This is a genomic window from Agrobacterium sp. CNPSo 3708, from assembly GCF_028674915.1.
Classification (GTDB): Bacteria; Pseudomonadota; Alphaproteobacteria; order Rhizobiales; family Rhizobiaceae; genus Agrobacterium; species Agrobacterium cavarae.
In genome coordinates, this window is the sequence record NZ_JAQZSF010000002.1 from 401,557 (window position 1) to 413,919 (window position 12,363).

11 protein-coding genes are annotated in these 12,363 nt (G+C 58.6%); 2 read left to right on the top strand and 9 right to left on the bottom strand.

Features of this window, described 5'->3' with window-relative positions; genetic code table 11:
• Window positions 1-41: 41 nt before the first annotated feature.
• Window positions 42-275 (bottom strand): DUF2171 domain-containing protein, encoded by a 234-nt coding sequence (locus tag PVA19_RS04820; protein ID WP_274101390.1) that lies wholly within the window; start codon window positions 273-275, stop codon window positions 42-44.
• Window positions 276-477: 202 nt separating this feature from the next.
• Between PVA19_RS04820 and PVA19_RS04825 the strand changes: the two genes are divergently transcribed.
• Entirely contained in the window at window positions 478-2,157 is a 1,680-nt protein-coding gene (locus PVA19_RS04825; RefSeq protein WP_274101392.1) for an FAD/NAD(P)-binding protein, read from the top strand.
• Between the two features lie 52 nt (window positions 2,158-2,209).
• Entirely contained in the window at window positions 2,210-2,950 is a 741-nt protein-coding gene (locus PVA19_RS04830) for an MOSC domain-containing protein (protein WP_274101393.1), read from the top strand.
• A gap of 17 nt (window positions 2,951-2,967) precedes the next feature.
• On the opposite strand, the gene PVA19_RS04835 is transcribed toward PVA19_RS04830, so the two are convergent.
• From PVA19_RS04835 to PVA19_RS04870, 8 genes are all read right to left on the bottom strand, one after another.
• A complete protein-coding gene (locus PVA19_RS04835) occupies window positions 2,968-4,209 on the bottom strand; it encodes a glucoamylase family protein (RefSeq protein ID WP_274101395.1) in 1,242 nt (413 codons plus the stop codon).
• A gap of 106 nt (window positions 4,210-4,315) precedes the next feature.
• Window positions 4,316-5,386 (bottom strand): lipocalin-like domain-containing protein, encoded by a 1,071-nt coding sequence (locus tag PVA19_RS04840; protein WP_116493540.1) that lies wholly within the window; start codon window positions 5,384-5,386, stop codon window positions 4,316-4,318.
• Window positions 5,376-7,784 carry an ABC transporter permease gene (locus PVA19_RS04845; RefSeq protein WP_274101397.1) on the bottom strand — a complete coding sequence of 803 codons (2,409 nt, stop codon included), beginning with the start codon at window positions 7,782-7,784 and terminating at the stop codon, window positions 5,376-5,378. The genes PVA19_RS04840 and PVA19_RS04845 overlap by 11 nt, the downstream gene beginning before the upstream one ends.
• Window positions 7,781-8,440 (bottom strand): ABC transporter ATP-binding protein, encoded by a 660-nt coding sequence (locus PVA19_RS04850; protein ID WP_274101839.1) that lies wholly within the window; start codon window positions 8,438-8,440, stop codon window positions 7,781-7,783. The genes PVA19_RS04845 and PVA19_RS04850 overlap by 4 nt, the downstream gene beginning before the upstream one ends.
• A 51-nt stretch (window positions 8,441-8,491) precedes the next feature.
• Window positions 8,492-9,001 carry a 2'-5' RNA ligase family protein gene (locus PVA19_RS04855; RefSeq protein ID WP_337993145.1) on the bottom strand — a complete coding sequence of 170 codons (510 nt, stop codon included), beginning with the start codon at window positions 8,999-9,001 and terminating at the stop codon, window positions 8,492-8,494.
• 2 nt (window positions 9,002-9,003) lie between these two features.
• A complete protein-coding gene (locus PVA19_RS04860) occupies window positions 9,004-9,255 on the bottom strand; it encodes a DUF2188 domain-containing protein (RefSeq protein ID WP_062600022.1) in 252 nt (83 codons plus the stop codon).
• 104 nt (window positions 9,256-9,359) lie between these two features.
• Window positions 9,360-10,253 carry a DMT family transporter gene (locus PVA19_RS04865; RefSeq protein ID WP_274101398.1) on the bottom strand — a complete coding sequence of 298 codons (894 nt, stop codon included), beginning with the start codon at window positions 10,251-10,253 and terminating at the stop codon, window positions 9,360-9,362.
• 253 nt (window positions 10,254-10,506) lie between these two features.
• The gene (locus PVA19_RS04870) at window positions 10,507-12,249 is read right to left on the bottom strand and encodes a chemotaxis protein (RefSeq protein ID WP_274101399.1); all 1,743 of its coding nucleotides are present in this window, start codon (window positions 12,247-12,249) and stop codon (window positions 10,507-10,509) included.
• Window positions 12,250-12,363: the final 114 nt, after the last annotated feature.

Here is a 12,363-nt window from a genome sequence, read left to right on the forward strand (position 1 = left end):
CGGCTGGAACGCCGCATTTTTCGTGAAGGAGTGTCACTCGATTAGTTGAGTGTTTCCCAGTTCTGGCGCACATCCGATGCCGACTTGCTGAGGTGAACATGGGAATCGACACGGTCGACCCAGTCAAGTGGGATAAGATGATGCTTGCCGTCATCGGCATCGTTCTTGGTGAGCTTGATGCGGCTTTGGCCCTCCAGATGATCGACGGTGCCGACATGGCTGCCATCAGCGGCTTTGACTTCCATATGCTCGCGAATATTGTCTGCAGATACCATTGGTATTTCCTCCTGTTTTATCGTTTCGGATGCGAAGGAAATGAGCCCGGCGCCGTTTCGTTCCGACAAAAAAATCACTCAAGCCGCCCAAAAGACCCAGACTGACCGTCCGTTAGCGGACGCTTTAAGAGACGATGGAACAACATTCCGATCCTAGACTTTAATGTGGTCACTATCATCATCCGGACTGGGCGGGATCCACGTGAAAAACAGAATCTGCATTATCGGATCGGGTCCGACCGGCATCTACACGCTGAAGAACCTGATCGAATCCGCCACTCCTCTCGACATCACCATCTACGAGGCCGAAAGCGAGGCAGGCAAGGGAACCCCTTATCTTCCCGGCATCAACGACCCGGTGATGTTGTGCAATATCCCGAGCATCGAAATTCCATTGATCGGCCAGATCTTGACGGACTGGCTGAAACAGCAGCCGGACGCTTATCTTCAGCGCTTCGGCATTGTCAAAAGCGAGATCAACGAGCGCCAGTTTTATCCGCGCGTGGTGCTGGGAGACTATTTCCATACGCAATTCCGTTTCCTTCTCGCAGAGGCAGAGGAGAGAGGGCACGTGGTCACGGTGAAGCCTGGCCATCGCGTGTCGGACATTGTCGTCGGTCCAGGCGCCATTCAGGTGAAAACGGAGCATGCCGAGCAGTTGGGGAGCGCTTTTGGTCATGTGATCATGGCGACCGGCCACGATTGGCCTGAAACGACCGAGACGAAGCCCGGATACTTCGTCTCTCCTTGGCCGGCTACCGCTCTGGAGAGCATTCGCGGCGGACGGCTCGGCATTCTCGGAACGTCGCTGAGCGCCATCGACGCCCTGATGACCGTCTCGACGTCGAACGGCTCTTTCCTCTATGACGAGGCAGGCGCGCTGACCTATAAGGCTGCAAGCGACGCCGGTGATTTTCAAGCGACCTTGATGTCGCGAAAAGGTCTGCTGCCGGAAGCCGACTTCTATTTCCCCATTCCCTACGAGACGCCGAGCATCTGTACGGAAGAAGCGGTCGATGCGCTGATTGCCCAGGGACCGAGCGGTCTTCTCGATGCGACATTCGAGCTTTTCCGTCAGGAACTCTCGCTGCGCGATCCGGACTATGCCATGCAGATCGGATTGTCGGATCTCGACGTCGATACTTTTGCCGATGCCTATTATGCGTATCGCTCTGGAACCGACCCCTTTGCCTGGGCCGCGCTCAATCTCGCCGAAGCGAAGAGCAATATGGCCAATGAGGTCACGGTGCCGTGGCGCAATGCCATCATGATCACCCATGAGATCGTTGCGAGAATCGTGCCTCATCTGGATCTTGAGGACTTCAAGCGGTTCGGAAAGTCCTTCAAAAGCATCTTCATCGATGAGTATGCGACTGTCCCGCATCTCTCTATTGAGCGAGTCCTTGCGCTTCGCAATGCCGGCGTGCTGTCGATCCAGAAACTCGGAAACGATTATGAGATCGCGACCGATCCCGGGCGCCGTGGCGCGACGGTGACGACGGACGATACGACACTCCAGTTCGACACCTTCATCGATGCGACGGGTCAAAGCGCCCATTCCGCCAAGGACATTCCCTTCCCCAGCCTTGTTAGCAGTGAGGTGGTGCGCGAGGCGCCAACCGTGCTGGAACGCAGCGTATTATCGGACGACAATGCGCGCGCAGTTGCCCATCTTGGTGGCATCGATGTGGATGAGGAGTATCGCGTTATCTCCGGGGGTGCACTTCAGACAGCGCTCTATTGCGCCGCAATTCCCTATCTCCTGCACAAACATCCATTTATACAGGGGATCACCAGTGCTGCTGAAATAGGAGAAGTCGTTGCAGGGTCGATTATCAAGGACTTGGCGAAAATTGACCTGCACGAGCGTCTTACGGCTTGAAGACGCTTCCCGTAACAGGGAAGCACTCTGATCAACCGTTGGAATTCGCAGCATGAATAAAGTCGGCCACATCCAGGAAATCTGGCGTTACCCCGTCAGTTCAACTGGAGGCGAAAGATGTGAAACCGTTACCCTCCATGAGAGAGGTATTGCCGGCGATCGGTGCTTTGGACTTTTCGAGACCAGCACCGGCGCCATCGCCACACCGGAAAAGGACGCACGCTGGCGCCCTGCCCTCATGCTCTCCAGCCGGATCGATGGCGCCGGAAAAACCTGGCTTCTGTTTCCCGATGGCGATGAACTGCCCATTGACGATCACCATCTTCCAAGAAGACTGTCTGCGCATTTCGGCTTCAGCGTCTCCATCGGCAAATACGCCGATGCGGCGGAGAAGCTCGAACAGAGGCTCCCCGTTATCGGCAGGGCCTATCAGGCAAGCCCGCTCCACCTTCTCTCCTCGGCCTCGGTCGAGCAGATCCGAAACCGTCTGGCTTCAGGCGAGGCCGATCGCAGGCGCTTCAGACCGTCGATCCTTCTCCAGGCATCGGTAGCGGATGCCTTTCCCGAAGACGACTGGCTCGGTGCCATCCTGCATATCGGCAATATCCGCGCCATCGTCATTGAGAAGACCAAGCGCTGCGGCGTTACCCTGATCCCGCAACCGGAGCTACCGGAGCAGCCGGATGTCTTGAGAACCATCCTGCGCACGAACCACAGATGCCTTGGCGTCTATTGCGATGTGGTCGAAAGCGGGGTTCTGGAAACGGGAACAGACGTATTCATCGAAGGATGAGGACCGGCCGTTTGGCTTCACTTCGGTCGCTCGAACCCCAACCTGTCCAGTCCGCGCTGTACTTCGGGTGCGTTCATGAACAACCGCCAAAGCAGACCAGAGCGATGGTTTTCCATCATCGCGACGATCGGCCCCTGGTTGGTGGCCAGATGCGTTTTCGCCGCCCAACCGGTGGCGGGTGAGAAGGAATCGACAAAACCATATCGTCCCAGCAGCTTTCCATTTTGATTGGACGCGAAGATCTCCAGCGCCTGTTCCGCCTCATCCGGCAGAAACGCAAAACTCGAAAGGGCGGCCGTCGGCGCGATAATGCCGCCATCAACGCTTGGCGAGAAGGCGCGGTAGCCTTTCGGCCCATCGCAGGCCGTCATCCCCCAGGCACCGTGAGCGCCAAACTGGGACTTGCAGTAATCGTGATTGATCTTCGCGTGGGCCGTCACCTGCTCAGCGTAATCGCAATAGCGGTCGCGAAGCCCGAACGGGTTGAGGCCACAGAACGAATATTGCGACAGGAACAGCGGGCCACCAAAGGGTTCGCCCAGAGGCAAAACCGTATCGAGATAGGTGTTACCATTGACCATCTCGCCATGCCTTGCCCACCCGGCATGGTAACTCTCCGGCTTGATGGCATGATGCTCTGCGCCAGCTGCAAGCACGTAAGCGATCAGCGCCTCGTTCCAGCCGGTGATCGGCACGTTGCGCGCCCAGTGATACTTTGGACTCCAATGCCAATAGAGCGGCCCATCCTTCTTGCGGGTGAACCACGACCACTCCACGCCTTGAATGATGTGATCCGCCGAAGCTCTAAAGGCCGTCTCGTCCGGAGCCTGTCCTGCGAAATACTCCCTAGCGCAGATGAGGCCCTGCAGAAACAGCGAAGTTTCTACCAGATCGGCACCATCGTCCCTGCGGCCGAAGGGGAGAATCGTCAGCGTCTGCGCATGCACGAAATGCGGTAAGGCACCGTGAAACCGCTCCACGGAGGACAGCGACTGAAGCATGCGTGCGACCCGCTCGAGCGCTTGCCCGCGACCGATCCATCCCTGCTCGCCACCGACAAGAATGGCCATGAGGCCGAAGCCAGCGCCGGATATCGAGACGATATCATTGATCGGCTTTCCCTCGGCACTCAGCCGGTCAAAAGGCAAGCCTGTGTCGGGGTGAGCGCCCGACCAGAAATAGTCGAAGGTCGACCGATGGATATCGTCGAAAAGATTGACGGAGGGAAAGGCGTTCGACTCGGACGTTTCTATTCGCACTCTTGTCCGGCTATCGCCTTTGCGACAGCCGCCCCTGGCATCGAGATCATGTATAAAACTCGCTTTCTCCGTCTCGAAAAGACGATGCTGAGCATAGGCTTATGTATCAATAGCCCGTCATCTCCAGATAACCCACACCCTTGCTGCTACCCTCGAAGGAAATTGGCCCCTCCCAATAGGGCGTGGACGTTGCCATCCAGGCCTGCTCGTTGAGGGGGCGCGTCGTGATATCAAGACCTTTGCCCGGAATTCTCACCCGCCACGCGACTGGAATGGTCTTGCCGTTCACATCGGCGCTCCGCAGCGGTTCGAGAATGACGTCATCGGGCGAAAGCGGCGTCGTCTTGCCATCGGCGGAGATCCAATTGGCAGACGTGTACCCACCCTTGCTATCCCGCAACCGGAAGGCCATGACCTTGTCGCCCGATGCCAGATGAAGCGAGAACCAGTCCCATCCGGTCTGATCTGCGGCAAGCGGCTGCGACGACCACTCGCGATCAAGCCACGCGCGCCCGCTGACCTTGATCGATCTGCCATCAAGTTCGGCACTGCCTGTGACCTGATAGAAGGGCTGGGAGTAGTAATAGCTTGCCTGGCCCGCGAGCGACTTGACCGAAAAACCGCGATCTCCCTGCAGCGCGAGAGGTCCTTTGGCATCCAGTTGCAGTCGATAGGAGAAATCCGTGCCGTTGGCCGTCAGCGTCAAATGATCCAGGGCGTCACCGGAATCCTGCGGGCGGACCGTCATCTGCCAATCATCGATCCAGGCACTGAACGGCGCGATTTCTACGCCGGCTTGCCCGACACCACCCCGTCCCAATTTCTCGGCAACGAAATGCTTTTCCGGGGTGGTGACCGCAGCGTGGCCGATCCAGATCTGAGAACTGGACCAGCCTTGCTTGTCGGTGGGCGCAAGGGCGGAACGAAAAAGTGTCCACTGCGCCCCGAGAGCACGGCCATCTTCGGTCGTCAGATTGGCGGTTACATACCACCACTCGATACGATAGTCCGGATGCGCTCCATGATCCTTGGGAAAGACCAAGCTCACGCCACGCTGTGGTATTGCAAAGCCTTGCGCCTCCGAGCCCAGCCCCGCAAATCCTTGCGCCGATGCTGCAAGCGGCTGCACCAGGGTGAGACATAAAAGCAGGAGGCTGAGATGTATTCTACCGCTCATTGGCAAACACCCTGAGAAGATCCGCCGGATCGATGGAGGCCAGGCGGCGGACGGGCAGGAGGATGGAGAGCAGCGCCGCAATCAGCGCGATGACGCCAAGGCGCAGCCACTCCAACGGAAAGATCATCATCGGAAGCTTCCAGCCGAAGGCCTCGACATTGACGATCGCGAGCAGCACCCATGCCAGTGCAAGGCCAACGGGAATAGCGAAAATGAAGGTGATGAACCAGAGAGCGAGCGTTCGCCACACTTCGAAAAACGCCAGATTGCGCCGCCTGATCCCCATAGCCCAAACGGGTGCGAGCTGTGGGAGTCTTGCGCCCGAAAGAGTAAGAAGGCTGGCGAACATGGCGAAACCGGCAACGCCAAGCGTCAATATATTGAGGGCCGCCGTTACGGTGAAGGTTTGCTCAAAGACTGCCCGGGACTGACGCTTGATCGCCGCCTGATCGATAATGTTTCCCTCCGGCAAGCCAAGCTCCGTAACCATCCGCCTCTTCAGCTCGGCAGCGCGGGCGGGCTCGACACGGATGCCATAGCGCAATTTCGAGGCTTGCGGGTAATGCGTCGTCAGAGCATTTGCGCCGACCATCAACTGACCGCGCGGGTTGCCATAGTCGGAATAGACGCCGACGATCCGCACGGTCCAGCCGTCCACAAGCCGCAGTGTTTCTCCGAGTTTCAAACTCTCTCCGCGCCAAAGCTGCTCATTGATGAGAGCGCCGGCCCCAGATGCAACGGCGTCCCAGGCATCTGGCTGCTCGGACAAAAGCGGCCAGTGGTCGCGATAGGTCGCATGGTCCGCGACCCCTGATATCTGCACCGGCTTGCCCATGACCTCCCCTTCAGCACTGAAGATCGGAAGCACGGCATCGGCGTGTTGTGGCAGCCATGCTCTGAGGCGAGCGGCTTCCTCGTCGTTTCTGGCGGTGACATAGAGCTCAGAGACCAGGCGCTGATCGAGCCAACCGATGAAGGTCATTCGGAAACTCGACACCATCGTGCCCACGCCGATATTGGCCGAGAGCGCCAGAAGCAGCGCCATCAAAGCAAGAGACAGGCCCGGCAATTGCAAGCGCGTATCCGCCCAGAACCAGACGCTCAGCGCCGCCTTTGCGCGCCGTTGCGCCCATGTGAGCGCTCTTGACAGGAAGGCAGGCAGAAGCAGTGCTGCCCCCAACAACAATGCGCCCAGCACTGTGAAACCGGCGACCAGCCCTTTGCCGAACAGCGCCACCATCACCGCGATCAGGAGAAGGCCGGTGCCCGCGATGGCCTGCAGGCGGAGTGCACGAGCCGATAAAAGGCCCCAGGCCTGCGGCTGCGAGGAGGCGAGAAGCGGCATGCGACGCACCCGCCAGAGGCTTTGGATGGAGGATAGCAGGGTGCCGACAAGCGCCATGCCCATTCCCGTGGCCCACCACTCCGGTCGCAATTGGAGGCTTCCCGGAACGGACGCGCCGTAGAGACCACGCAGTGTCGATGACACGCCAGGAAGCAAGGACGAAGCGATGACGTAGCCAAGGGCAACGCCGATAACTCCGGCCAGCAACGCCAGAACCAGGATTTCCACCAGGAGAAGCACGGTCAGCATGGGCAGCGAAACGCCAAGCCCGCGGATGGTGCGAAAGCTGGCTCGTCTCTGTTCGAAAGACAAGCCGGTTGCCGAGTAGACAATGAAGAGACCGACGATGAAGGCAAGAAAGCCGAAGGCGGTGAGGTTCAGGTGGAAACTGTCGGTCAGGCGGGCCATATCCGCCCTGTCTTCCATCGGCTGGAGGTGGAGCTCCGGCGCAATGGTTTGCACATCCGGCAAGCCGGAGCGCTGGTTTTGCGCCATCACAACGCGGCTCAATCGCCCGTCTCGAACCAACAACCTATCCGCCAGTCCGATATCGACGAAGGCGGCATCATCCGGCACATCCGGCGAAATCTTCAAGGGGATCTGCGTCTGACCCTCAAGTCGCGCTGCGGTCGCAGGCGATACGATCAGCAGGCCCTTGTCTGCCATGAAGTCCACGAGATCGGAAGAGCCGGCGATCTGAACCGGGCCGCCCTCACCCGTCATTGTCAGCGGATCGACTCCGATCAGCCTGATCCGCACCGTATTGAAACGGTAGTCACCCTCGATCACTGGCGAGACGTTCCATCCCGCCCGCCGAAGCGCACCAAAATTTTCCGGCGCGATCAAGCCTCCGTCGCTGGCAACGAGGCGCGGAAGGCTGCCTTGCTCGATGATCGACGCCGAGCGCGCATAACTCGCCCTGGCCTCCGCATTGATGGCCTGAACGCCGGACCACAATGCAGTCGCAAGACCGATCCCGAGCACGAGCGTCACAAGCTGCAGCGGGCGGTAGCGCCAGTGCGAGATCAGCGCGTGGAAAACGGCCCAGATCATGCGACGATCTTTCCACCGCGCAACACCACCTGCCGGTCCAGCTTGCTCGCCATGCGGCTTGAATGTGTTACCAGCAGCAGTGCCGAGCCCGCACTTCGGCTCAGCGAGATCATCAGGTCGAGCACCACTTCGCTGGTTGTCTCGTCCAGATTGCCGGTCGGCTCATCGGCCAGAACCAGTGTGGGGCGTGCCGCTAGCGTCCGGGCGATCGCCACACGTTGCTGCTGCCCGCCCGACAGTTGCTCGGGATAGCGATTGAGCAGCGTACTGAGGCCCAGGGTGTCGGTAAGTTCACGCGCCCAGTCCGCATCGTAGCGGCCGGCAAGCTTCGCATGAAAGGCAATATTGTCTGCGACGCTGAGGGAAGGAATAAGGTTGAACTGTTGAAACACCAGCCCGACAGTCTTGCGCCTGTAGCTGGCGCGTCCAGCCTCATCCAGCGCGGTAATATCTTCCCCATTGACTATGATCGAGCCGGTGTCGGCCCGATCCAGCCCGCCGGCAAGATGGAGAAGCGTGCTCTTGCCGCTGCCCGATTCCCCCGTCAGAGCCACACTTTGCGCCGCATCCACGGACAGGTCTATGCCACGCAAAACAGCAATCGGTCCCTCTGCGGTTCGGTAGGACTTGCTGACATTGGAGAGCGTGAGAAGCATTGCTGAAGGCATCACTTTCGTATTTGCCGGCGGAACGCCGGAAGCAGCACCCTACTGCGGAAAAGGCAGAAACGCGCGGTGTCCCCATGGTCCACCGAGATAGTCCCACAGGTCAATTCCAAGGATCGTGATATGACGCGGTTCAAGGCCTGCACGCAACGCATCGTAGAGAGTATCCGCGGACGCCTTCTCCACCTTGTTCTGGACAGTGATATGCGGTTTGAACTTCTGTCGATCCTGCGGCCCGGGCCACGATCCGAAGGCTCTAAAAAGGTTGGCGCGCAGGGTTTCCAATTCAAGGCTCATGATCTCGAAAGCGACGCCAGCTCCCAGATGCCTGACGCCAGAAACCTCTGCCGTGAAGGGCTGAGTTTGCGCCACAACCTCTTGGGCAACACCGGACGCTTCGCCAAAGACCCGTCCCGGCAAGTGGTGAAACAGGGTGACGTGGGCGTTTAGGAAGTTCCGATGGGGCGGAAAATGCTTCCGCCTCATTTGGTCAAAATATGCCATATCGCCTGGCGCGGCATGTGCCGTGACGATGATCGGCGGAAGCGTCATTTTTATCGGTCTGCGGTGTCGTCGACAACGTCCGTTTCCGGCCGGTCTCCACCCTTTACATGCTGCGATTGCCAGTGCCCATCGGCAAGCTGGTAGGAAATTTCAACTTCGTCTCCGCCGATCTGCTGGCGGCGCGCCGCATCCCGCGCGGCTTCCAGAGCCGTGTCATGGTCTGGAAAAGTCTCGGACCAGACATCATCGACGCGATACGCAAATCCACCGTCATGTTGATCGACATGATAAACAACTGCCATGAGAGTCTCCTTTTACAGGCTCTCGAAAACGTCGCGACAGCGTGGATGTTCCCAAGCAAGGTGGCTTCGACAGCGAAAGCATGGGCAGCGCAAACACGGGACGTCTAAAGAATACGCTCCTTCGGCGATCGCACTGTGCGCCGCTCCCAGCCAACAAGCACAAGGCTTGCGGTCACGATCAGAAGGGCGCCGATGAAGACATTGGCGGCCGGGATTTCCGACCAGATGAGATAGCCATAGAGAAACGCCCAGATCAGTCCGGTATACTCGACCGAGGCGAGTGAGGAAGCTTCGGCGTGCCGGAACCCCTCATAGAGCAGAAACTGGCCGAGCGTGGAAATCAGGCCGACTCCGATCATCAGTGTCCAGCCCTGCATGTCCGGGTTCATCCACAGCCAAGGCAGAGCCAGCGCGCAGGCGATGCCAAACAACGCGCTCGTCGCATACATCTGCGTCAGCGTCGTTTCACTCTTGCTGACGATGCGAACGAGTATGGTGCTCCAGGCCCAGCAGAAACCGGCAACGATGCATAGAAGCGCCGGCAGCCAGTTCGGCGAGTGCGTCGGATTAGCTGCGACGAGCACGCCGATGAAGCCGAAGGCACATGCAATCCAGCGCCCCATGCCGACCTTTTCCTTCAAGACAAAGATGGAAAGGACGACCACCATGATCGGCGCAGAGAAGTAAAGCGTCGTCAGTTCCGCCAGCCCAAGATAGAGGGACGAACTGTAGAACAGCATCCAGGCGATCAGCATCAGCGTTGCGCGCAGCACCAGCGTGCCGCGATACTTGCTCTTCAAAATGGATGGGTGACCGTAGAAATAAGCCAGCGTTCCGGTGATCGCCACGATGACTGCACTACGGACGAAAAGGATCTGGGGAACATAATAGGTTTCCACAAGGTACTTCACCAACGCATCCTGCATGGCAAAGCAGGAATAGCCCATAGCCGCGAGACTGATGCCGAAAAGCGGCCTAGCCTCCAAAGAACCCGTCATGCTCATTCACCACTGGCTGTCGATGCTAGCCCGTTGAAATACCGATCGGCGACCGGACTATCGAGCAAACATGGATGCGTCCGCCTCAGGCAACGCAGTGCAGGATGGATCGGATATCCTGCCGGCTTTTGCAACCCCAAAATGCATCAGGCTGGTTCACCAGTTTAACTCCGACCAACGCTTGCTAGAATAGCAGAAAGCCGCGGAGCGAACCCCACGGCTTTCGCACATGCGCTAAAACGGTTCCAAGTGATCAGAACAGCGCATCGGCAAAGAGATCGTCATCGTCTGCTTCCGCCGACGGTGTGGCCGTCGCGTGAGCGCTGGCGCCGTTGGCCGGCAGATATCGCACGTGGATATCGCGCTCATGGGCCATGGTGTAGAGCTTGTAGACGCGCGACGAAAAGCCTTCGATCTTGTCGGCGAAGCTCGATACATCGGCCTGGAACCCCTGCGACAACTGGGCTGCAATATTGCAGCAGTCGTTGAAGGTGGCACCGAGCTCGCTTTCGAAATCGAGGGTGGTGACGACAGCGCTGATGCGGCTGAACACGGCCTGTCCCTCTTCGGCGAGCGCCTGCGTCCCTTGCTCCATTTGAGATTTGGCATTCCGGATCGAATCCAGCGCTTCGTTGAGCGGCGCGCTGAAGTTCTTCGAAAGCCCCTGCCCCTGTTCCACCAGCGCCTGTGTGGCAAGTTCTACGCCGCGCAGATCCTCGACGATTGCGTCGGCCGGCGTTTCAAGCTTGCCGGCGAAGATCCGCATCTCGCCGCTGACGACGTTGACGGAACGTCCAGCTTCGCCAAGCTTGGAGCAACGCAGGTTGGAGTTCAGCGCCATGTAATGGATGTCGATCTTGATTGAACGCAGCACCTCGATACCGCGCAGCAATTCCTGAGCGCTCTCGGCAACGGAGAACACGACCTTGTCCGCGTCGCCGCTGCTGCCCTGGACGCGTTCAGCCAGCTTGCAGGCCTCGACAATATCTCTTTCCATCAGCGCAAGCACGTTGTTGTCACCGTTCGAGCTGCGATCGACGAGTTCGTCCCGCAGGGACAGAATGCGGCCCGCATCATCGATAAAGCTGGAAATGCTGGTGAAAATCTTGCTGCAATCGCGCTGGAAGTCCGCAGCCGTTTCGTCCATCTGTGCACTGACGAGCTGCAGCACTGCTTCGCGCAGCACCTCATGTTCGGTCTCGGTCAACGCTTCGCCTTCCGACGAGGCGACGAACTCTTCCAGCAGTTGGAGAATGCTCTGAATATGCTCGATGCGCTGTCTGGTAATGTCGCCGATCTGCAGATTGGACAGGACGGACCCGATCTTGCCTTGCACCCCTTGGGCAATCTTTTTGACCTGTCCTGCGATCTCCGCCATTTCCCGATGCTGGGCAACGATGCGGGCGGAGTTTTCCGTCAGTCCCTTGATGATGGGCGGAATGATCGAGCCGAAGTCGGTCAGTGTTTTCGATGAAAATGAGCGGGCATCGGTGAGTTGCGCGCGCATCGCCTCAAGATTGGCACCGAAGCGGGCAACCTCATCCGCACCCGACTGGATGCGATCGCGAATTTCGTCGGCAAAACCGGAGAACTCCGCCAGCCCCGCACCGGCAATCTTCACCGTTATGGCAAAGGTCTTGAGGTAGCGGATGGTCTCGTGAATGTCGTCAATATGGCCGCGGGTCGAGGCGCACATGGTGGTCAGTGCTTCGAAACCGGATTTACGATCGCGCTCGATTTCCGGCAGATGCGCCAGATCCGTCATCGTCCTGCGCAGACCGGCAACCGTCTCCTCGGTCTTGCCCTGGTCCATTGTTCCTGTGATCCCATCGAGAATGCCGATAAGATCGTTGAGCATCTCCATGACGGAAACGAGCACTGCGCCGCCATCAAGAAACCGCTTCTCGATGCGTGCATGCGCAGCCGTCAGCTTGCTGTTAAACTCAATCTGTTGGTCTGTATCGTAGGCCCTGTTCGGCTTGAGCATTGCACCCATGGTCGTTTCCCGATCTCGTGTTGTGCTTTCACGCTACACAGGAATGACGAAACGACAGGTAAACGCGACCTGAGGAAAGGGCGGAGATCGTTTTTAGAGTTAACACACTCGTTA

Coding starts and splice junctions, on each gene's coding strand:
- PVA19_RS04820 (WP_274101390.1), bottom strand. CDS start 275: ATGGTATCTGCAGACAATATTCGCGAGCATATGGAAGTCAAAGCCGCT.
- PVA19_RS04830 (WP_274101393.1), top strand. CDS start 2,210: ATGAATAAAGTCGGCCACATCCAGGAAATCTGGCGTTACCCCGTCAGT.
- PVA19_RS04840 (WP_116493540.1), bottom strand. CDS start 5,386: ATGAGCGGTAGAATACATCTCAGCCTCCTGCTTTTATGTCTCACCCTG.
- PVA19_RS04845 (WP_274101397.1), bottom strand. CDS start 7,784: ATGATCTGGGCCGTTTTCCACGCGCTGATCTCGCACTGGCGCTACCGC.
- PVA19_RS04850 (WP_274101839.1), bottom strand. CDS start 8,440: ATGCTTCTCACGCTCTCCAATGTCAGCAAGTCCTACCGAACCGCAGAG.
- PVA19_RS04855 (WP_337993145.1), bottom strand. CDS start 9,001: ATGACGCTTCCGCCGATCATCGTCACGGCACATGCCGCGCCAGGCGAT.
- PVA19_RS04860 (WP_062600022.1), bottom strand. CDS start 9,255: ATGGCAGTTGTTTATCATGTCGATCAACATGACGGTGGATTTGCGTAT.
- PVA19_RS04865 (WP_274101398.1), bottom strand. CDS start 10,253: ATGACGGGTTCTTTGGAGGCTAGGCCGCTTTTCGGCATCAGTCTCGCG.
- PVA19_RS04870 (WP_274101399.1), bottom strand. CDS start 12,249: ATGGGTGCAATGCTCAAGCCGAACAGGGCCTACGATACAGACCAACAG.